The following is a 20,182-nucleotide window of genomic DNA, read 5'->3' on the forward strand; positions in this document are numbered from 1 at the left end:
TCTAGATGGAACCACTTATTCAATCTCATCATAACCTGTTACCAGTAGAAATTTTCACCTCAGAAATCCGTAAAGTGTGCGGACAATTCGATGTCGAACCCAAGTCAAGAACAGGTATGATTGATGGAGGAGTAACTACCAAACGCTTCGGGGCTTTTGATACAGCAATTGTAGACATTAATTCTGTTCAAATAAAAAGGGATAAAAAAGCCATACGCCAAGACCCTGGAGAATACTTTTTCCTTTTAGTGCAAGACTTAGGGTGCAGCCATGTCCAACAAGAAGAAAATATAACAAAATTGCGACCAGGCGATATGTTTCTTGTCGATTCAGTGAAACCATCATCATTCCGATATGACAATAACAGATCTCGCCAAATATCCTTTCACATCCCTCGAGATGAAGCGATGCATCGCTTTGGCAATATTGGCTATGGTGGCATTAGCATATCGCGAGATGACCCCCTCTGGTTAGCAATACATTCTGTCTTGAGAAAAATGATTACATCTGACGATACGCACCAACAGTCTTTAGGTGATGCTTTTCTTAGTTTAATCAGTGCATACCTTCACACCACATATAATGTTAGCCATATAGAGCCAAGCGAACAGCTACTTTCAAGAGCGTTAGCGCTTATCGATAAACACTGTTTAAACTCAAGCTTTTCTCCACGTGATGTTGCATATCATTTAAATATTTCTGAACGAACCCTACAAAGGCACTTTCAAATTTTAGGCGAAACACCAAGACATAGGATTATTAATACGAGACTTGAACACGCTCACACTAGACTATGTTTACGAAAAGAAGGGGTATTAAATGAAAGTGTGACCGATATTGCACTTAGCTCAGGATTCAACGATTTATCTTATTTTTATCGCGAATTCAGAAAAAAATACCATATAACACCGGGGTCAACGCAATAGTGACGTAATTGTCCAATAGCGTTGTCGGATAAGTCCAAGTCCCCACGGTTAAAATTTTTTTATCATCCTTGTTACTCGCTATTTGTTAACGCACCGAGCAACTATGGAGAATAAAAATAATGAACAGTTCCATTTCAAATAGAGCAGATGATGCAAGTTTCGATGTCCTAAACCCTTCTACAGGCCAAATTGTTGGTCATACAGCAAATATGGGAAATGAAGAATTAAATATAGCGGTGGAATCCGCTAAAACCGCTTTCCTATCTTGGTCTTCGCTGGCTGATGACGAACTTAAAAAGAGATGCCTTGCAATAACTAAGAAAATAGAAGATCACTCCGAAGAACTGGCAAAACTAATAACCCTTGAACAAGGAAAACCATTAAATGGTTTAGGTTCTCGCTGGGAGATAGGAGCCGCTGTAGCTTGGGCTGGATATACATCTAATCTATCTATTCCCGTCAAAGTATTACAAGACACCGAAGATGGAAAAGTGGAACTACACCGAAAACCACTTGGCGTTATCGGCTCGATCACACCATGGAACTTTCCTGTATTAATCGCAATTTGGCATGTAATACCGGCACTAAGAACAGGTAATACTGTTGTGATTAAACCCTCACCAAATACCCCTCTATCTACAATTCGTCTAATAGAAATAATGCAGGAAGTATTACCTCCCGGTGTTGTTAATGTCGTAACAGGTGACGATAAAGAATTCAACTTAGGCGCAGCAATGTCTGCACACCCTGATATAAGAAAAATTGTTTTCACTGGCTCATGTGCAACAGGTAAAAAAGTAATGAAGTCCGCTGCCGACAGCATGAAAAGACTCACCTTAGAGCTAGGTGGTAATGATGCTGGCATTGTTTTACCGGATGTCGATCCTAATGCCATTGCAGAAGGCTTATTCTGGGGGGCGTTCATTAACAATGGACAAACCTGTGCTGCAATGAAGCGACTATATGTTCATGAGTCAGTGTATGACGCTGTATGTGAATCACTTGTTGAATTTGCTAAAAAAATACCCGTTGGTGACGGTATGAATGAATCAAGCATATTAGGCCCAATCCAAAATAAAGCACAGTTTGATAAAGTTTCACGCTTGATTTCAGAAGCCAAAGAGCAAGGAAAGGTGCTATTAGGAGGCGAGCCTGGAAAAGGTCTTTTCTACCCTCCAACAATTATTTCCGATTTGAAAAATGGAGATTCCTTGGTTGATGAGGAACAATTCGGACCAGTATTACCTATTGTAAAGTATTCCAATCTAGATGAAGCGATTCGTCTTGCCAATGACTCACCTAATGGCTTAGGTGGGTCTATTTGGTCATCAAATATCGAAGCGGCGAAAAGCATTGCTAACCGATTAGAATGCGGCTCAGTTTGGATTAATAAGCATGGTGCTATTCAACCGAATGCCCCCTTCGGAGGCGTTAAATCATCTGGTATCGGTGTAGAGTTTTCAGATGAAGGCTTAATGGAATATACCGATATTCAGGTTATTTTTAGCTAATTCTTACTAGTCAATGCTCAAAATTGGAATGGCCTCAGTCATAACACTATATGAGAACCATTCCCCTGAAATAGTCTACTAAATAATAGTGAGTTAATTATGACGGATAAAAAAACAAAAAAAATCGATTTATCTCGACGCAGCTTTATTGGGCATACTATGGTGGCATCTGGAGTATTAGCTCTAGGTGGTGGCCTTTTAGGAGCTAGTATTAATTTGGCTAATGCTGCTGAGAATTCATATGATTACATCATTTGTGGAGCAGGCTCCGCAGGATGCGTACTTGCAAATAGATTAACAGAAAACGGCGCTAGCGTGCTCCTTATTGAAGCTGGCGGACCTGACAATAGTGAAAAAATATCTACTCCTATGCGTTTAATAGAACTATGGGGGACAGCGTACGATTGGGGTTATTCAACGGTGCCACAAGAACATGCCCATGGTCGTTCACTTTATTGGCCAAGGGGTAAAGTACTCGGTGGCTCATCTTCTCTAAATGGCATGATTTATGTAAGAGGTAACGCCTCAGATTATAACCAGTGGGCAAGCGAATTCGGTTGTACCGGTTGGGACTACGACTCGATTTTGCCCTACTTTAAAAAATCAGAAGATTTTTCTGGTGGAGAAAACCACTACCATGGTGTAGGTGGTCTACTTCATGTTACTAGCGAATTCACACCCCACCCTGTTACAAAAGCAATTGTAGAAGCCGCTCAACAAGCAGGACTAGCATATAACAATGATACCAATGGAGCTTCTCAAGAAGGGGTTGCATTTACCGACCTTAATACTAGGAATGGGAAACGTGATTCAACGGCAGTCGCTTTTTTACGCCCTGCTCTTGAACGTCAAAACTTGGCACTAATAACCAATGCTCGAGTTCATAAAGTAGAGATAGAGAAAGGCAGAGCGACAGGTGTAACATATATGCAAGAAGGTAAGAAACAAACCGTCTCTGCTAAAAAAGAAGTCATAGTATGTGGTGGGGCAATTGAGAGTCCACGTATTTTAATGCTCTCAGGAATAGGTCCAAAGCAAGAACTTGAAAAGCTTGGGATTGCAGTAAAAGTTGACCTACCAGGTGTAGGTAAAAATTTACACGATCACACCCTATGCCCTGTAATTTATGAAGGAGCAAAAGAAATACCGCCACCAACAGACATGTCAATCCAGATTCTTCATGGACATTGCTTCGTAAAATCAAAAGAAAGCTTACCTGGACCTGATATGCAACCACTATTTTTTCATGTTCCCTACTACGCACCAGAACAAGAAAAACCAACAATGAACGCATATTCTTTGTGTGCCGCAGGAGTTCGACCAACAGCTCGTGGCAGCATCACTCTGCGTTCGTCAAACCCAGAAGATGAAATGAACATCGATCCTCAGGTTCTACAAACGAAGAATGATGTTGATATTCTAGTCCAATCAATTAAACAAATGCGGGAAATCAACTCACAGCCTGCACTAGATGAATGGAGAGGACGAGAAATTTATCCTGGACCATCCGTTCAAACGGACGAGCAGCTGGCTGAATATGCGCGTTCGGCAGTATTATCTTACCACCACCAAAATGGCTCTTGTAAAATGGGTATTGATGCAATGTCGGTTGTAGATCCTCAATTAAGAGTAAAAGGCATCAAAGGACTAAGAGTAGCAGACGCCTCTATATTCCCTTATGTCATGGCTGGCAATACAAATGCACCTGTCATCATGGTCGCAGAGAAAGCGGCCGACATGATTAAAGCGAGCTAAACTCATTTAAGCTATCACCAATATAAGTCGTCGAACCACCCCAAAGCCGTATTTAGAGCATAAATCTAAATACGGCTTTTAAGTCAAAATCAAACTAGAATCTGATCAAATCCATAAAAACATCTAAAAGTCAAGTTGATAATATCGACAGATAACATCGCTATTATCAACTTAATGATACTACCTTTTTTCCTTACTATTGAATGATAAAAATTGAATAGCTGTCATTTGGCTACGACACAATAATAAAAAGAGGTATAGATACATGAAACCATCCAGCACCCGACGTATTGTCGACTTATCCGTCACTTTGGATAACAATCCTTATACCGATCCACCACCGCTATTACCTAAAATTGATTACACCGATCACCAACAAGGCTGGCCTGAAATGGCGGGTATGTTCCCAGGTCTTAAAAAAGAAGACATGCCAGGTAACGAGGCTTGGGCCGTCGAAAAAATGGTGATGAGCGCCCATAATGGCACTCATATGGACGCTCCTTGGCATTATGCGTCCACAACCGATGGCGGAAAACCCGCTTATGGCATTGACAGGTTACCTTTAGATTGGTGCTTACAAGCTGGGGTAAAATTGGATTTTCGCAATTTCCCTGATGGCCATATCATTACTGCCGCAGAAGTAGAAGCAGAGCTAAAGCGCATTAAACACGAGCTACAACCACTCGATATCGTATTGGTAAATACTCGTGCTGGCGCTATTTACGGTGAAGCGGGCTATTTAGAGGCTGGCATAGGGATGGGACGTGAAGCCACCATGTATTTATTAGAGCGTGGCGTTCGTGTGGTCGGGACCGACGCATGGAGCTGGGATGCGCCATTCAAATACACTCGTGAAAAGTTCGCTGAATCGGGTGATGCATCCATCATTTGGGAAGGCCATAAAGCTGGTCGAGATATTGGCTATGGCCAAATGGAAAAACTGTCTAACCTAGAAAGCTTACCTGCCAACGGTTTTATAGTGTCTTGCTTCCCTTACAAGATCAAAAATGGTTCCGCCGGTTTCATCCGTGCTGTCGCTATTTTTGATTAACTAGAAATTAGATTTAATCATACTAAAATAGAATGCTCAGTTTAGAGCATTCTATTTTTCTTTAATAACGGTCCATAAAAGAGACTTGTTCTTTTCGTATCTTTCCTAAAGTCGTTCAAACCGATAAGGAGTTGGGTCAATAATAGGCTCCATGTTTGAGATTAGGTCTGCCGCTAATTGTCCTGCCGCTGGCCCTGTTCCAAAACCATGCCCTGAAAAACCTGTTGCGACAGTCAAACCCGGTATGGATTTAACATGATCAATCACCGGATTTGAGTCAGGTGTGACGTCAATAATTCCTGCCCATGCTTCAGCAATTTCTGCTTTTTCAAAAATAGGCCAAGCCTGTCTAAGATTGTTTAAAGCCTGCTGATTCAAGTCTGCATTAAATTGGGGGTCATTCGTTCTGATTTTTTCGAAAGGCGTACAACTTTTTCCATTCCAGCGGCGAGATAACCCTAAATCCTTGAAGAAATAACTTCCCATTGAGACATTCAGAAAACTACGCTGAGTACGAAGCTGATCAAGATATTTATGACCAATCAACATATGATCAAGTGTAATCGGAGCATCCAATTTCCCCCGTTGCGTAATGATATAGCCGCCATCTTGATGTTTACGGAAAGAGAAGTCTGGGCCACCAATGGCAATATTGGTAGGGCCTTCCATTGGTTTGGTACGCAGAACGGAACAAATTAAAGGAAGTGTTGGGAATGAAATACCAAGGTTACCTAAGAAGCGTCTTGACCAAGCGCCACCCGCTAGCAAAACTTGTTCGCAGCGAATTTCGCCTTTTTCAGTAACGACTCCGCTGATTTTTCCACCTTCGGTCGACAAAGTTCGAACAGCACACTGCTGAACGATAACAGCACCCTTTTCAATCGCGGCATTAGCAATGGCTGAAGCGGCAATTGAAGGTTCGGCATTACCATCTGAAGGGGTATAAATACCGCCAAGCCAGTTACCTTTTCCGCCCGGAGCCAATTCATCAATCTCTTGAGGAGTCACCATTCTAGAATCCAATGAAAGCGATTCTACAGACTTCAACCAGCTCTTATGCATCTCAAGTTGTGGTTCTGTTTTCGCTAGAAACATAATGCCAGCTTGTTTATAACCGACATCACGCCCGACTCGACTTGGCATCTCAGCCCAGAGTTTATCAGCAGCTTGCGCCAAGGGAACATCATGTAAGTGACGGTTAGTTTTACGAATCCAGCCTAAATTGCGTGAAGATTGTTCGCCAGCAATATGACCTTTTTCCAAAAGCACAACAGGTATATTTCGTTCAGCTAAAGCAAGAGCGGCAGTCACTCCAACAATGCCACCTCCAATGATAACAACGCGGGTTGAATCAGGAAGTTGATCTGGAGTCTCAACCTTTTCGAGTGTTTTTGTCATAACTTTTTTCCTGAAGGCATAGAAAGGTTAAAGTTCGTTCTAACCTCCCTTAATAAGCTGTTATTGGCCGATGATAATTTCTTCAACATTCGCGGTAGATGCACCACGATACGCAGTAACTTCGATCTCAACTTTGTAGACAGTTGAACCTAATGGAGGGCAAGTCGCTGTCGACGCAGGGTTAATCCCTTTGAATTTGGTGCCAATAAAGCCCATCACATCATGAATGTGTGCTGGGTCTTGAATAAACACGCGAGACATAACCACGTCTGCTAAAGTTGCGCCAACAGAAGCAAGAGCACGTTCGATGTTTTTAAATACTTGTTCTGTTTGCTCAATTACATCTTCAGGTATTTCTTGTGTATCAGGATTACGGCCAGCAGTATTGGAAACATAAATCCAATTATCTACTGCAACCAAACGTGAGTAGCTTGCACTTTCTTCGAATTTTGAGCCTGTTTTAACTTTTACGATCTTAGTCATATGCTTTACCTAACATTAAATCTAAATAATATGGTTTGGGAAAATGAGGGTATCTGGTGAATCAGCAACAGAGCCCAATAAACTTAAACGGCTTAACGCAATACAGGGACATCCCATAAGTTCAGCTTCACACCAATGCCTTTTTCAAGGGCATTACGGTAGACAACCGTTGCCCATGCCACGTCTTCAACTGGCATGCCGCCCACAGAAAGAATGATAATTTCCTCCTCGTTCTCACGAGCAGGCGAGTCACCTGAAACAATTTTGCCAAGGTCTTCGATATCGTCATGGGTTAACTTGCCTTCTGCAATCATGTCCATGCAGCGAACACCCACAAGCGGAATCACACAATGAGCAGGTTTAGGCACTTCCTCGTACCAAGCCTCATACAAACCAGTGTTATCAAGGACTTTACGAACGTCTTTTTGCTCCATGCCATCATCTAAACTACAGCTCGCAGGCATAGCTAAGAACGCACCGGGTTTCACCCACTCACGCTTAACAATTGGGTAAGTAGTTGGATCGCCAACCTCTCCAGAATTACAGTAGGAAACTAAATCTGAATCACGAACAACTGCCTCAACACTATCGACGATTTCAATAGTCGTTACTTGCGGAAAGGTTTCTTTAACCCAATCAATAAAGCTGTCTAGGTTCTTTTGGCCACGACCTTTAACTTTAATCGTATCGACTTTAGGACAGGCCGCAATGAAGGCCGCTACGGTCGTCTTACCCATTACACCGGGACCAAGAAGACCAATGACTTTTGAGTCTTTACGAGCAAGATAACGTGCACCAACACCGGGAATAGCACCGGTTCGGTAAGCGGACAGCAAATTAGCTGACATATAAGCCAAAGGTGCTCCGGTATCGATGTCATTCAAAATCATCATCAAGATAGAACGAGGTAAACCTTTCTCTCGGTTGGCGATGTTTGAGCCATACCATTTCACCCCAGAGGTTTGGAAATTCCCGCCAAGATAAGCTGGCATCGCCATCAAACGACGATCTGCGGTTGGTTTTGGCATGGTAGGAAAAGGAGATTCATCAGGAAAGGTAATCATGGCACCATGAGAATCATTATTGGGGCCTGCCATACGGTAATCGCCTGTATACAAAAGCCCAAACATCTCTTCCATGGTATCCACACAACTCGGCATATCCGTTACACCAGCTTTGATCATGTCTGGCTCAGAAAGGTAAATAAAATCGATTTTCGTATTCTCGGTCATGTGTATACCTATTAAAATTTAGTTTATATTTTTATATTAATAATTATTTTTTCGAATAATAAATAAACACACAATTAAAATATTAATATTAAATTTTTCTGACATATTTATTATGTATGACGTAAATTATTTTTAACTCTCTTACTAATAAAAGAAATTAAAATGAAAGACCCCTCATCCTATATATAAAAAAACACCATTAACATATCCCTTTAGGGACATTTATAGCGCGTCATAGACAAGCTAAGCACTTTTCTAAGATCAACTTTGATCTAGGGACAGGCATGAGATGGATACTTGTAGTAAGAACAAATAAACGACCGTATAAAAAAGATTGGAGATTCAATAGACATTTGGAGTTGAGAAACAACACTTCCACTATCTATAGCCATCAAGGGCAATAAATATAACTCCCCCGCGCTAATCAACTAACGCAACATGGAGCTAAATCTACAGTACGTGTAGACACCACAACGCAATGACTTGAACGGTTGAATAAGTCAGCAGTTTGCTTGCTAAAACAGCTATATAAAAAATATGGAGTGCCACCATAGTTATTTTAGTTTTTTGTATTAGGATATTTATTTAACATGTTAATAATATCGATAATAAAAGGTAACTATATGACTTTCGCTCCTCGCAACTATGAACATCCTGCTCGCTTCAATAACGCTGAATGGAAAACTCGTGTCGACTTAGCGGCTATGTATCGCATTTTTGCCTACTTAAAATGGGATGAGTCTATCTATAACCATATTTCATTGCGCGTACCCGGTGAAGACAACCACTTTTTGATCAACCCATTTGGCCTTCACTATAGCGAAGTCAACGCTTCAAACTTGGTAAAAGTAGATCTACAAGGCAACGTTATTGGCCATTCAGACTGGCCCATTAACCCTGCTGGTTTCACTTTTCACAGTGCGATACATGACAAAGTAGATAATGCTCATTGTGTTATGCATGTTCATACAACAGCAACACTTGCGGTATGTTGCTTAGAAGAAGGGCTTTCTTACAGTAATTTCTACTCAGCGCAACTATGGGATAAAGTCGCCTATCATGATTTTGAAGGCATCACTCTGCATATGGATGAAGGTCAGCGTATTTTGGACAGTGCTGGCGGCAAACCCTTATTAATGCTTCGTAATCATGGTCCTGTTGTAATGGGCTCAACATTGGCTCAAGCCTTTTCATTAATGTGGTTAGTAAACCGTGCCTGTGAAGTTCAAATGGCGTCGATGTCGATGGGGACAGTTCGTGAAATCCCTGAAGATATTTGTAAAAAATGCACCGCTCAATCGCTTAACTTTGATCCTAAATTTGGCGCAGGAGAAGACGTATTCGCAGCAATGAAGCGCATTGTTGAAAAACAGGATCCGTCATTCAAAAACTAAACGTTCGCTTATTGTCTGAATTTAGGCATAACAATTAAAAAATAGCCCCAAGGATATTCCAAGGGCTATTTTTACTTCTATCAGAATCAAAGTCACGACCAGTCTTTCAATAAAAATCTATGAGCAGCAATATAATATTTTTAGTGTTTTGTTATAGCTGAAAATTAATTAGCATGTTAACAATAATATAAAGATCATTATACGAAGTAGCGAGGACAGTAGTCGTATAAAGGTCGTCTTTTAGAGAATGCATAGACCAAAAAGGAATACAAAATGAACATATGTATCGTAGGTGTCGGCGCTATTGGTGGTTTCATTGGTGCTCGCCTTGCAACAAACCACAACTTTATCGTAAACGCATTAGCGCGAGGTAAAAGTTTAGCGGCTCTAAATAAACATGGCTGGCGCTTAGAACAAGAAGGAGAGCTGATTCAACGCCCATGTGTTGCCGTAGAATCTGCTAGCGATCTAGGCGTCCAAGATATAGTAGTCATTGCTTTAAAGACGCCTTCATTATCACAAGTCTTGCCAACTTTAGCGCCACTCATTGATGAGAATACACTGGTTATTTCAGCGATGAATGGTATTCCTTGGTGGTTTTTCCGAGACCTTGAAACACAATCTAATCACCCATTTCAATCAGTCAATCCTAAAGGAGCCAATGGACGGGCTATTCCTTACAAAAATATTATTGGCCTAGTAGTACATGCAGCAGCAGTTCGTTCTGAGCCTGGTATAATTCAACATAAAGCAGGAAACAGACTGCTTATTGGAGAACCTGAGGGCGGAAAATCAGACAGAGTTCAGGCACTAACAGACATTCTTAATAAAGTAGGTTTTGACTGTAATCACTCTTCTAGTATTCGTTCCGAAATCTGGTACAAGCTATGGGGAAACATGACAATGAACCCTATCAGTGCTATCACAGGTGCGACTGTAGATAACATTCTTCAAGACCCACTTGTTAGAAAATATTGCTCTGCCGTTATGAATGAAGCCGCTATATTAGGCGAAAAAATCGGCTGTCAGATAACTGAAGACCCTGAAAGTCGACACAAAGTAACTGAAAAGCTAGGTGCTATCAAAACATCTATGTTACAAGACGTCGAAAACGGAAATGCTATAGAATTGGATTCCATCTTAGGTATTATCTACGAACTCACCCAAAGACTTGAAATAGAGTCACCTAATATTGAATCTTTGTTTGGGCTGACAAGATTATTTGCCACTACGAAAGGTTTATATGGAAGAAAAGAAACATAATTCATATCTAATAATCTTTTAAAAAAAGCGCTCAATGCATATACATCGAGCGCTTTTTAATGGAATATCAAAAAATATAAATCAAATAAAATAAAATATTATATTTTTTACGATTACTTTTTACTATTTATCGTATTTACATATTTTCTAAAATCAGCCAAAGCCGCTTTAGCATCAATACCACGATCAGAAACTGAGTTAACCCAAAGTTGATCAATACCTTCAGACAATTTGTTTAAATCTTTTACACGCTGATCACTCTCAGAAAGGAAAACCACGTTCACGCCTTTTTCTTTCGCTTCTAGAATTCCGTCGTCATCAGCTTTCCCCCAAGCAGCACCAGCGAGTTGCGACAATCTTTCACCTGAAACGCTCATAATAGCCTCTTGATCTTTCTTACTAAGGCTTTCAAATACATCTTGGTTCATTACTATGCTAAACGCTGTGGTATATAAGCCTTTAGGAAACAAAGTAAGATCAGAACTAACTTCGCTTAAACGGAAGAATCTCTGCTCTTGCGCTGGTAAGAAAGTGCCATCAACAACGCCCTGCTGCATCATTTCATAAGACTTAGGTGATGGTGCAGAAACAGGGGTTACTTCAAGACGTTCAGCAAGGTCGTTAATCAATCCACCGCCAACCCGCATTTTCTTGCCTTTTAAGTCATCCAACGAATTCACTGGAAACTTAGTATGGAGCTGCCCTGGGCCATGCACAAATAAACCTAACAACTGAAAACCGTTATATTCGTCTGCTGGCTCAAAGTAGTCTTTATAGGTTCTCCACAAAGCTACAGACCCTGTCTCTGCATCTGTAATTTCACCCGGAATTTCAGCGACGCCTGATAATTTGAAACGACCAGGTAAATAAGCCTCAACACTAAAGCCAACATCATATATACCATCTTCAACCGCATCATAGATTGTTTTTGGATGTCCTGTGTAGTTTTCAACAACCACTTCAACACGACCTTCTGTGGCTTCCTCTACCCATTTTTTCCAAGTTGGCCACACAGTGGCATTTTGTGGATTTGTAGGTGGTAACCAAGTCGCTATACGTAAGGTTGTTTCAGCCGCAGCAGCTGAAAGAGAAAGTGCAGCGCCAGTTGTAACACAAAGTAGGCTTTTCTTAAAATTCATCATTTTTATTATTCCTATTATTTATGAATTATATTTTCGTCACCACCGTTCGAAGTGAGGTTAGTGACAACTCTTGCTAAAACATACGTTATCTATAAAGCAGCTCGGGTAAAAACATCGACACTTGAAAGACAAAGACAATGATCAGAAGTCGAATAATATCAACACACCAAAATGGCGTTACTCCCTTAAATATTGTTCCCGCTTTAACATCTTTTAACACCGCGCTAAGTACAAAGACATTCATCCCCACTGGTGGCGTAATTAAACTAATCTCAGTTACCACCACCACAACAATACCGAACCAGACAAGGTCAAAACCTAAACTTGCTACCAAAGGATAGAAAACAGGCACAGTAAGTAACAGCATCGAAAGGCTTTCGAAAACCATGCCCAAAACGATGTAAATACATAAAATAATGAGGATTACCACAATCGGCGCGACATCTAATGACGTGACAAAATTTAATAACGCATCAGGTAAGCCTGCGCGATTAATAAAATCTGAGAAAATAAGCGCACCAATTACCACACTAAACAGCATAGCCGAGGTCCTTACTGTATCTATCAGAGTTTCGTATAGACCTGAAAAGCTTAAGCTACGACGTGCAAATCCAATCAATAACGCGCCTCCCGCACCGATACCCGCCGCTTCTGTTGGCGTAAAAATACCTAAATAAATACCGCCCATGACGATGGTAAACAGCATCAAGACACCCCAAATTCCTCTTAGGGCAATCATGCGTTCTTTAAAAGTCATGCGTTCACCTGCAGGACCTTCAGCTGGATTACGCCAAACTACATAACGCACTGCGGCCATATACAGCAAAATGCCTAACATGCCAGGTATAAAGCCTGCCGCAAACAACTCTCGAATACTGGACTCTGTTAGTAAGCCGTAAATAACTAAGATGACGCTCGGTGGAATCAAAATACCTAAAGTTCCGCCCGCCGCTATAGACGCTGTCGCTAAGCTATCGGAATAGCCAAACTTGCGCATCGGTGGCATTGCCACTTTTGCCATGGTTGCGGATGTTGCCAAACTAGAACCACAAATAGCGGAAAAACCACCACAAGCCAGGACAGTAGACATAGCAAGACCACCTTTGCGATGACCTAAAAAAGCATAAGATGCGTTATACAATTCTTGCGAAAGGCCGGATCGAGTGACTATATTGCCCATCAAAATAAACAAAGGTATTACTGATAGGCTATATTCCTGCACGGTTTCAACAACTCTACTGGACGCCAAAGTAAGAGACGCGGTCCAGCGAAACGAAAATAAATTGTCAAAACCAAGCCCTTGCAACATAGCGAAACCGAAGAAACCAACGATTCCCATCGCAAAGGCAATTGGCATACGTAAAATTAAAATCAAAAAGAGCAGTACGGCAAAACCAATAAATACAACTGACACGTTATTCTCCAACCGACTGTGAAACGTTTTTATCTTTCAATACGCAATAAGCACCATAGGTCAGCATGCATGCAGCCGTCACCCAACTCATTAGCGCAATATATTGAGCGATATAACCTGCTGGTAATCCAAGATACTCAGTAAGCTCGCCGCGACTAAGAGAGCGTTCGGCTAACTGATAAATGCGAACAGCTAGAAAATAAAACGAAGTAGAAATAATAAAAACGGAGAAAATAGCGAGAATTTTGATTATACGATTTCCTAAGACTTGATCCAAAAGATCAACAACAACATGACTACCTCGCCAAGTAATAATAGGCATTTGAGCAAATACCATAATAGCTAAACCAATTTGCGTCAGCTCGACAGCGCCATCAATAGAATTATTAAAAAGATAGCGGCCAACCACATCAAAACAAGTCAGCAGTACGAGCAATAACAATACCGTTGCAGCAACTCCTTCTAATGTTAAACCAATCCATCGGTAGACATTGGGTTCCGGATATTGCTTCTTCATCCATCCACTTAATTGCATGGAAACTCCTAATTGATACTCTAATTATTATTTTTATTTAGTTATCATGTTAACTAAATGATCGTAAAAATAAAATCGCTTTTGATTAAAAAATTAATCTACACAGCGATAATTAAATCACCTATAAAACTTCAAAGATTTGCAGCTCAACCAAGTTCGGTCGACGTATTCCAGTACCGACAAAAACACGTTCAGTTATCCATTGCATCGATGGCGAACTTGTTTCAAAAACAGGATGGCAACGAAAATAAATCAACTCTGGGGCTACCGGCTCACCAATTTTTATCTTTTGCGTTATTTCCGCAGATGCCACACGAATGGCTTTATTATGAATATAAATCAATTCACCGTTATCTAACTCGATGGCATATTGCGCATCGAGATGAGTTAATCTAGGAGTCAATATTAATTGATAGTCTGCCCCACCTCGCAGCACTTTTCCTTGCCAACCATTACCTTGTACCGTTCCTCCAGTAATAGGAATGATTCGGCGTTCACCATGAACTGAAACACCCACTTCCTGAGGCGCATCAATCTCCACTTTTAACGTCGCAAAATATTTTAACTCTGGGGCATGTATCATGAATGTCTCCTAACCTCTCAAATTACAAACGGCTTTTACCATAGGTAAAAGTGCCATTCTCGACCGATGCTTGAGGCTTAGGAACAGCAGCACCAGTTTGTGGCGAAACAGGGAAGATTGCATTGATTTGTCCAGTACCGGATGCACCAAAGTAAGGAGTCAGCACTTCCACTTTCTCATCATATTCAGACCACCCTAGCGCACCAAGCAACATAGCGGTATCGTGCATAAAACCTTCACCGTGACCTTTGGCTGCGTATTCAGGCAACATCTCGCAGAAAGTATTCCACTCAGCGTTTTCCCACATTCTCACCACAGATTCATCTAAAGACTCTAAGAAAGGGCTCCAAATTTTATGGGCAAAATCGGGGGCACTGCCATTTTGAGCAAATCGATGAGACAAAGAACCACTTGCTAAAATAGCAACATTGCCATCGTAATGTTTTTCAATAGCTTCACGCAGCGCCCAACCAAAACGAGCGGAATCGTTAAGATAATGTACGGTTAATAAGGCAGAAACAGAAATAACTTTGAAATGCAGGTCTTGGTTCATATAGCGCATTGGCACTAGTGTGCCGTATTCTGGTGCAAGCGTGGTGTCATCATGAGCGAGAGTTTCAACACCTTGCTCATTACAAACTTGAGCAATAATTTTACCCAGCTCAGGGTTTCCATTCACTTCATAAGGCATATTCTTAATAAAATGCGGTAACTCGTTACTAGTGTAAGTGCCTTTAAAATGCGGCGCACAATTGATGTGGTAATTGGCATTTACCAACCAGTGCGTATCAAAAACAATAATAGTATCGACATTTAATTCTTTGCAACGGCGTGCAATTTCATAATGTCCATCAATAGCAGACTGTCGAGTCCCTTTACGAGGGCCGTCTAGTTCTGAAAGATACATGGAAGGAACATGTGTAATTTTTGCGGCTAATGCTAACTTACCCATTGGTAAAACCTCTTTACTTCTCACACTCTACTTAAAAAGAGCGTGGATATTATTTTTATTGAATTTAAGAACTGGATCCAACTCTGTCAGTTCAAAAGAAATCTGACAATAGCTGTTATCTGTGATCGGCTTCATCCATTCGCAAAAGATAGAAAATACCTTTTCTGCAACCTCTTGACGCACTTCCATACTGCGTCCGTGACCTATTTTTAGGTTCAAATTTATCAACGCGAAATCATCGCGCCCATCCGCCACACGAAAATGATCACAACAAATCGCTCGGCTACGCACACCACCAAGAGGAAAGTGCCCTGTTGAGACAATGTATTCATGCAGTGCTTTAAACACTGGCTGAAAATCTAATCGATCTTCTAAATTTGCAGAATATTCAAAAACAAAATGAGGCATATAAATGCTCCAACAAGAACGAGGGAATAACTCCCTCGCCAATATTTAAACTACACACCCCATTTAGGGATGTGATGAGAGCCTAGGCTAATACATACATTTTTAGGCTCACAAAACACTTCAAAGCTATAATCACCGCCTTCACGGCCAGTTCCAGACCCTTTCACACCACCAAAAGGTGTACGAAGATCTCGAACGTTTTGGCTATTTACAAACAACATGCCCGCTTCGATATTACGACCAATGCGGTGTACCTTACTGACATCTTGAGTCCATAGGTAAGAAGCAAGACCGTAGTCGTTGTCATTTGCCATGCGAACCACATCAGCTTCATCTTTAAAAGGAATCAATACTGCAACCGGGCCAAAGATTTCTTCACGAGCAATACGCATATTATTAGTAACATCACGGAAAACCGTTGGACGAACAAAATGGCCATTTTTAAGGTGAGCAGGGAGCTCATTAACCGGTTTATCTGGACCACCAGCAATTAATTTAGCGCCTTCTTCCATGCCGATGCGGATGTAACCCGTCACTTTTTCCCAATGCTGCTGACTGATCAAAGCCCCTACTTGAGTGTTCATATCAGATGGATCACCCACCTTGATAGCATCAGCACGTTTCGCAAAGTCTTCACAGAATCGATCGTAGATAGACTCTTGAACGAAGATACGAGAGCCCGCAGTACAACGCTCGCCATTGATAGAGAAGATGCCAAATACAGCGGCATCCAAAGCACGATCGTAATCGCAATCATCAAAAATCATCACTGGAGATTTGCCGCCAAGTTCCATGGAGAATTTCTTAAGACCGGCACTAGCGATGATGTGTTTACCAGTAGACGTACCACCAGTGAAGGAAATTGCACTCACATCATCATTGGTAATTAATGCGTTACCCGTTGTTGAACCAAAGCCATGCACAATATTAAATACACCGGCAGGAATGCCCGCTTCTAGTGCGAGTCTGCCAAGAAAGTCTGTCGTCAAAGGCGACAATTCAGATTGTTTCATCACGGCAGTATTACCTAACGCTAAACAAGGTGCCGTTTTCCACGTACCAGTCATGAAAGGTACGTTCCAAGGCGAAATAAGCGCGCAAACACCTGTTGGAGAATACAAGGTGTAGTTAAGCATTTGGTCATCTACTGGATAAGTATGACCATTCATTTGCTTCGCTTTTTCTGCAAAGAAATAAAAATTATTAGACGAGCGTGGTACCAAGGCATTTTGCGTTTGATAAATAGGCAAACCTGTGTCGGCAGTTTCTAATTGCGCAATTTCTTCAACGTTTTGAGCAATCAAATCGCCTAGTTTTTCAATAATTTTAGAACGTTTAGCAACCGGCATGTTTGCCCAAGCTGGAAAAGCATCTTTAGCTGCCTGAACCGCAGCAGCAACTTGTTCTGGTGACGCATGAGCGACTTCCGCCAACACTTCGCCGGTGGCCGGATTAAAAGTTTGAAAGGTCTCTTTACTTTCAACCCATTTACCGTTTATCAAGTTCTTAATCATTTTTCTTTACTCTCCTGACAAGGAACCGAACGAGAATGCCTCGACATCGATTTAGTTAACATGTTAAATAAATTAAACTTAACATGTATAGTATGTCAAGCACACTTATCATCAATGGAATGCATTTATTTAAAAGGTATGGATATAGAAAAAATTGGAATATTTATTGCATAAATTGACATTTGTCATAGATGTGAAATTATCACGGACGTGCCCTATCAAATAACCGACAATAAACGGGAGCGCATTAAAATGGTAAACACTAGCCTGAATAAAATTTTGCCGTCGCTTATTAATAGCATTGGTCAGCGTCATTTCTATGACCAAGTTGTTTACTCAATAAAAGCCTTAGACCCTATATCCAATATAAGAATTGTTAGCTATTCAAAAACAGATCACCCCGTTTTCCTAGGTGACTATCCGATGTCAGAAATTGACAAAGTGTACTGCGAATCAGCGTACTTACTGGATCCTATCTATGACACAATTTACGGCAAAAACCAGAAAGAACTCGTTACCTTAGATAGTCTCGTCAATGATGATTTTCGTAATTCCATTTACTATGACACTTTTTATCAACGCCTTGATTGGTGCAATGAAACTAACATTGTTATTGGCACTAACGACGACACTAAAATCTGTATCGCTTACTCGACTAAGGACAATGATTTATCCCTAAAAGCTGTCCATAAAGAACTCACGCCTTGTATAAACTCTATCAAAGCGGCCATCTTGACCCATGAACGTGTTGGAAGTCTGCTACAGCAAAGCCAACCTATAGAACATGAAAGCCTCACTCATAAAAGTCGTCACTCTCATCTTGATGAACTCAATCTGACCAAACGAGAGAAAGAGATTGTTGGGTTAATTTTGGAAGGCATGTCTTCCGTTTCGATTGCAGAAAAATGTTTTGTTTCAGAAGGAACAGTCAAAAACCACCGCAAAAATATCTATCGAAAGCTGAATATCAAATCACAAGCGGAACTATTTCGTAACTTCATCCAATAAATCAACACCCACATTGCAAAGCTATGTATTGACAAGAAGCGTTTTTTACGAAAGTATAGTTAACATGTTAACTATACTTGGTGAAAATAAACATGTTTCATTACAGACAAAAAGAATCAAATGACGTGGTATCAAAAACAGCAGATGCCAGCTATGAAATCAGGTTAGACGACACCATGCTTCCACCAACATCTGGAAGTGTAATTGGCGTAGCTCTAAATAATAAAGCCTTAGCTAAATCTTTAGAGCAAGTCTTCAACGAAAAGCCACACGTTCAACCACCCAAAACCCCTGTTTTACATATTAAAACAGACAATACTCACATTGGTTATGCTAACAGCATCAAGGTACCAAGCGATAAAGGTGCGATTTATGCGGGCCCATCATTAGGTATCGTTATTGGTAAAAAAGCCACTCGTGTTGATGCCAGCAACGCCTTAGATTTCGTTGCAGGTTTTACTGTTGTAAACGAAGTAAGCCTAGCTGAAACATCTTTCTACCGACCAGCAGTAAAAGCAAAATGCCGCGACACTTTCTGCCCTATTGGCCCATGGACAGTAGACAAAGAAACCGTCAGAAAACCTAATAATTTGAGCATCAAGACATTTGTTAATGACGCTTTAGTGCACAAGACAAATACTGATCAATTGATTTACTCAGTTGAAGAAGTAATAAGCTACATCAGCAGTTTCATGACGCTAGAAGCTGGAGACATCATCATCGCAGGCACGCCTGAACGCACACCAGATTTAGAAATTAAACCAGGTGATAGTGTCATGATCGACATCGAAGGCGTCGGCCGCCTAGTCAACCCAGTAGAACAAGAATAGGAAGCAGTCATGAAAAGCGCTCGTATACTTTTTAAGAATGAAACATTAGCAGTCACGGTTAACGAACAAGATCAAGCGGTTACTCAGCAAGGTAAGATTCTAGAAGAAGGGTCTTTCACTTGGTTACCACCTTGCGAAGGCAAAATGTTTGTATTAGCCATCAATTATGCCGATCATGCTGCTGAACTTTCTTTCGCAGCACCAGAAGAACCATTGGTATTTTTGAAAAGCAAAAATTCACTCATTGGTCACGATCAAAAAACCTACCGCCCCGACAATATTGATTACATGCACTATGAATGTGAGCTCGTTGTGGTCATCGGCAAAGAAGCAAAAAATGTCTCTAAAGAAGACGCAATGGACTATGTAGGCGGCTATACCGTTGGTAATGACTACGCCATTCGTGACTACTTAGAAAACTATTACCGCCCTAACCTACGCGTAAAAAGCCGTGATACTTGTACTCCAATTGGCCCATACATTATTGACGCAAAAGATATCAAAGACCCTCATAACCTAATGCTACGCACCTATATCAACGGTGAGCTAAAGCAAGAAGGTAATACTAAAGATTTGGTGTTCAACATCCCTCATTTGATCGCCTATTTAAGTGACATTATGACGTTAACACCTGGCGATATGATCTTTACAGGTACACCAGAAGGACTAGCCGATGTTAAACCTGGAGATGTGGTAATAACGGAAGTAGAAGGCGTTGGTATCCTCAAAAACACCATTATTACTGAATCAGAATACCTAAACAATTTAAATAATTAAGGGTGC

The 20,182-nt window shown here is 41.0% G+C and carries 19 protein-coding genes; 9 read left to right on the forward strand and 10 right to left on the reverse strand.

Annotated elements, in window-relative coordinates:
• Nucleotides 1-5: 5 nt before the first annotated feature.
• The 4 genes from CCS02_RS08750 to CCS02_RS08765 all read left to right on the forward strand — a co-directional run bounded on the left by CCS02_RS08750 (nucleotide 6) and on the right by CCS02_RS08765 (nucleotide 5,243).
• Complete coding sequence (locus CCS02_RS08750) at nucleotides 6-926, forward strand: helix-turn-helix domain-containing protein (RefSeq protein ID WP_100186957.1); 921 nt, start codon at nucleotides 6-8, stop codon at nucleotides 924-926.
• Nucleotides 927-1,045: 119 nt separating this feature from the next.
• The gene (locus CCS02_RS08755) at nucleotides 1,046-2,437 is read left to right on the forward strand and encodes an aldehyde dehydrogenase family protein (protein ID WP_100186958.1); all 1,392 of its coding nucleotides are present in this window, start codon (nucleotides 1,046-1,048) and stop codon (nucleotides 2,435-2,437) included.
• A gap of 159 nt (nucleotides 2,438-2,596) precedes the next feature.
• On the forward strand, nucleotides 2,597-4,192 hold the full coding sequence (locus tag CCS02_RS08760; protein ID WP_100187062.1) for a GMC family oxidoreductase: 1,596 nt from the start codon (nucleotides 2,597-2,599) through the stop codon (nucleotides 4,190-4,192).
• Nucleotides 4,193-4,457: 265 nt separating this feature from the next.
• Nucleotides 4,458-5,243 carry a cyclase family protein gene (locus tag CCS02_RS08765; RefSeq protein WP_100186959.1) on the forward strand — a complete coding sequence of 262 codons (786 nt, stop codon included), beginning with the start codon at nucleotides 4,458-4,460 and terminating at the stop codon, nucleotides 5,241-5,243.
• A 105-nt stretch (nucleotides 5,244-5,348) separates the two neighbouring features.
• On the opposite strand, the gene CCS02_RS08770 is transcribed toward CCS02_RS08765, so the two are convergent.
• From CCS02_RS08770 to CCS02_RS08780, 3 genes are all read right to left on the reverse strand, one after another.
• Nucleotides 5,349-6,641 carry an NAD(P)/FAD-dependent oxidoreductase gene (locus CCS02_RS08770; RefSeq protein WP_100186960.1) on the reverse strand — a complete coding sequence of 431 codons (1,293 nt, stop codon included), beginning with the start codon at nucleotides 6,639-6,641 and terminating at the stop codon, nucleotides 5,349-5,351.
• Nucleotides 6,642-6,701: 60 nt separating this feature from the next.
• Nucleotides 6,702-7,124, reverse strand: a complete 423-nt coding sequence (locus CCS02_RS08775; RefSeq protein WP_100186961.1) for a RidA family protein — start codon at nucleotides 7,122-7,124, stop codon at nucleotides 6,702-6,704.
• 92 nt (nucleotides 7,125-7,216) lie between these two features.
• Nucleotides 7,217-8,356 carry a tyramine oxidase subunit B gene (locus CCS02_RS08780; RefSeq protein ID WP_100636369.1) on the reverse strand — a complete coding sequence of 380 codons (1,140 nt, stop codon included), beginning with the start codon at nucleotides 8,354-8,356 and terminating at the stop codon, nucleotides 7,217-7,219.
• A gap of 623 nt (nucleotides 8,357-8,979) precedes the next feature.
• Here CCS02_RS08780 and CCS02_RS08785 point away from each other — a divergent pair.
• Nucleotides 8,980-9,750 (forward strand): class II aldolase/adducin family protein, encoded by a 771-nt coding sequence (locus tag CCS02_RS08785; protein WP_100186963.1) that lies wholly within the window; start codon nucleotides 8,980-8,982, stop codon nucleotides 9,748-9,750.
• Nucleotides 9,751-10,023: 273 nt separating this feature from the next.
• Entirely contained in the window at nucleotides 10,024-11,013 is a 990-nt protein-coding gene (locus CCS02_RS08790; RefSeq protein WP_100636370.1) for a 2-dehydropantoate 2-reductase, read from the forward strand.
• A 113-nt stretch (nucleotides 11,014-11,126) separates the two neighbouring features.
• On the opposite strand, the gene CCS02_RS08795 is transcribed toward CCS02_RS08790, so the two are convergent.
• The 7 genes from CCS02_RS08795 to hpaE all read right to left on the reverse strand — a co-directional run bounded on the left by CCS02_RS08795 (nucleotide 11,127) and on the right by hpaE (nucleotide 17,561).
• Complete coding sequence (locus CCS02_RS08795; protein WP_100186965.1) at nucleotides 11,127-12,155, reverse strand: TRAP transporter substrate-binding protein; 1,029 nt, start codon at nucleotides 12,153-12,155, stop codon at nucleotides 11,127-11,129.
• An 85-nt stretch (nucleotides 12,156-12,240) separates the two neighbouring features.
• Complete coding sequence (locus CCS02_RS08800) at nucleotides 12,241-13,569, reverse strand: TRAP transporter large permease (protein WP_072838316.1); 1,329 nt, start codon at nucleotides 13,567-13,569, stop codon at nucleotides 12,241-12,243.
• A gap of 1 nt (nucleotide 13,570) precedes the next feature.
• Nucleotides 13,571-14,104 carry a TRAP transporter small permease gene (locus CCS02_RS08805; RefSeq protein ID WP_072838317.1) on the reverse strand — a complete coding sequence of 178 codons (534 nt, stop codon included), beginning with the start codon at nucleotides 14,102-14,104 and terminating at the stop codon, nucleotides 13,571-13,573.
• Nucleotides 14,105-14,225: 121 nt separating this feature from the next.
• Nucleotides 14,226-14,687 carry a DUF3237 domain-containing protein gene (locus CCS02_RS08810; RefSeq protein WP_100186966.1) on the reverse strand — a complete coding sequence of 154 codons (462 nt, stop codon included), beginning with the start codon at nucleotides 14,685-14,687 and terminating at the stop codon, nucleotides 14,226-14,228.
• Nucleotides 14,688-14,709: 22 nt separating this feature from the next.
• A complete protein-coding gene (gene hpaD / locus CCS02_RS08815) occupies nucleotides 14,710-15,639 on the reverse strand; it encodes a 3,4-dihydroxyphenylacetate 2,3-dioxygenase (RefSeq protein ID WP_072838319.1) in 930 nt (309 codons plus the stop codon).
• Between the two features lie 27 nt (nucleotides 15,640-15,666).
• The gene (locus tag CCS02_RS08820) at nucleotides 15,667-16,047 is read right to left on the reverse strand and encodes a 5-carboxymethyl-2-hydroxymuconate Delta-isomerase (RefSeq protein ID WP_072838320.1); all 381 of its coding nucleotides are present in this window, start codon (nucleotides 16,045-16,047) and stop codon (nucleotides 15,667-15,669) included.
• Between the two features lie 50 nt (nucleotides 16,048-16,097).
• The gene (gene hpaE / locus CCS02_RS08825; protein WP_072838321.1) at nucleotides 16,098-17,561 is read right to left on the reverse strand and encodes a 5-carboxymethyl-2-hydroxymuconate semialdehyde dehydrogenase; all 1,464 of its coding nucleotides are present in this window, start codon (nucleotides 17,559-17,561) and stop codon (nucleotides 16,098-16,100) included.
• A 252-nt stretch (nucleotides 17,562-17,813) separates the two neighbouring features.
• On the opposite strand from hpaE, the gene CCS02_RS08830 reads away from it, so the two are divergent.
• The 3 genes from CCS02_RS08830 to CCS02_RS08840 all read left to right on the forward strand — a co-directional run bounded on the left by CCS02_RS08830 (nucleotide 17,814) and on the right by CCS02_RS08840 (nucleotide 20,176).
• Complete coding sequence (locus tag CCS02_RS08830; RefSeq protein WP_072838322.1) at nucleotides 17,814-18,569, forward strand: helix-turn-helix domain-containing protein; 756 nt, start codon at nucleotides 17,814-17,816, stop codon at nucleotides 18,567-18,569.
• Between the two features lie 92 nt (nucleotides 18,570-18,661).
• Nucleotides 18,662-19,399 carry a fumarylacetoacetate hydrolase family protein gene (locus CCS02_RS08835; RefSeq protein WP_100186967.1) on the forward strand — a complete coding sequence of 246 codons (738 nt, stop codon included), beginning with the start codon at nucleotides 18,662-18,664 and terminating at the stop codon, nucleotides 19,397-19,399.
• A gap of 9 nt (nucleotides 19,400-19,408) precedes the next feature.
• Nucleotides 19,409-20,176 carry a fumarylacetoacetate hydrolase family protein gene (locus CCS02_RS08840; protein WP_100186968.1) on the forward strand — a complete coding sequence of 256 codons (768 nt, stop codon included), beginning with the start codon at nucleotides 19,409-19,411 and terminating at the stop codon, nucleotides 20,174-20,176.
• Nucleotides 20,177-20,182 lie beyond the last annotated feature (6 nt).

The sequence above is a fragment of the Marinomonas sp. ef1 genome (assembly GCF_002806845.1).
Taxonomy (GTDB): Bacteria; Pseudomonadota; Gammaproteobacteria; order Pseudomonadales; family Marinomonadaceae; genus Marinomonas; species Marinomonas polaris.

What these genes read in the sequence shown, in the direction of transcription:
- CCS02_RS08750 (WP_100186957.1), top strand. Translation starts at nt 6, where the DNA reads ATGGAACCACTTATTCAATCTCATCATAACCTGTTACCAGTAGAAATT.
- CCS02_RS08755 (WP_100186958.1), top strand. Translation starts at nt 1,046, where the DNA reads ATGAACAGTTCCATTTCAAATAGAGCAGATGATGCAAGTTTCGATGTC.
- CCS02_RS08760 (WP_100187062.1), top strand. Translation starts at nt 2,597, where the DNA reads ATGGTGGCATCTGGAGTATTAGCTCTAGGTGGTGGCCTTTTAGGAGCT.
- CCS02_RS08765 (WP_100186959.1), top strand. Translation starts at nt 4,458, where the DNA reads ATGAAACCATCCAGCACCCGACGTATTGTCGACTTATCCGTCACTTTG.
- CCS02_RS08770 (WP_100186960.1), bottom strand. Translation starts at nt 6,641, where the DNA reads ATGACAAAAACACTCGAAAAGGTTGAGACTCCAGATCAACTTCCTGAT.
- CCS02_RS08775 (WP_100186961.1), bottom strand. Translation starts at nt 7,124, where the DNA reads ATGACTAAGATCGTAAAAGTTAAAACAGGCTCAAAATTCGAAGAAAGT.
- CCS02_RS08780 (WP_100636369.1), bottom strand. Translation starts at nt 8,356, where the DNA reads ATGACCGAGAATACGAAAATCGATTTTATTTACCTTTCTGAGCCAGAC.
- CCS02_RS08785 (WP_100186963.1), top strand. Translation starts at nt 8,980, where the DNA reads ATGACTTTCGCTCCTCGCAACTATGAACATCCTGCTCGCTTCAATAAC.
- CCS02_RS08790 (WP_100636370.1), top strand. Translation starts at nt 10,024, where the DNA reads ATGAACATATGTATCGTAGGTGTCGGCGCTATTGGTGGTTTCATTGGT.
- CCS02_RS08795 (WP_100186965.1), bottom strand. Translation starts at nt 12,155, where the DNA reads ATGATGAATTTTAAGAAAAGCCTACTTTGTGTTACAACTGGCGCTGCA.
- CCS02_RS08805 (WP_072838317.1), bottom strand. Translation starts at nt 14,104, where the DNA reads ATGCAATTAAGTGGATGGATGAAGAAGCAATATCCGGAACCCAATGTC.
- CCS02_RS08810 (WP_100186966.1), bottom strand. Translation starts at nt 14,687, where the DNA reads ATGATACATGCCCCAGAGTTAAAATATTTTGCGACGTTAAAAGTGGAG.
- hpaD (WP_072838319.1), bottom strand. Translation starts at nt 15,639, where the DNA reads ATGGGTAAGTTAGCATTAGCCGCAAAAATTACACATGTTCCTTCCATG.
- CCS02_RS08820 (WP_072838320.1), bottom strand. Translation starts at nt 16,047, where the DNA reads ATGCCTCATTTTGTTTTTGAATATTCTGCAAATTTAGAAGATCGATTA.
- hpaE (WP_072838321.1), bottom strand. Translation starts at nt 17,561, where the DNA reads ATGATTAAGAACTTGATAAACGGTAAATGGGTTGAAAGTAAAGAGACC.
- CCS02_RS08830 (WP_072838322.1), top strand. Translation starts at nt 17,814, where the DNA reads ATGGTAAACACTAGCCTGAATAAAATTTTGCCGTCGCTTATTAATAGC.
- CCS02_RS08835 (WP_100186967.1), top strand. Translation starts at nt 18,662, where the DNA reads ATGTTTCATTACAGACAAAAAGAATCAAATGACGTGGTATCAAAAACA.
- CCS02_RS08840 (WP_100186968.1), top strand. Translation starts at nt 19,409, where the DNA reads ATGAAAAGCGCTCGTATACTTTTTAAGAATGAAACATTAGCAGTCACG.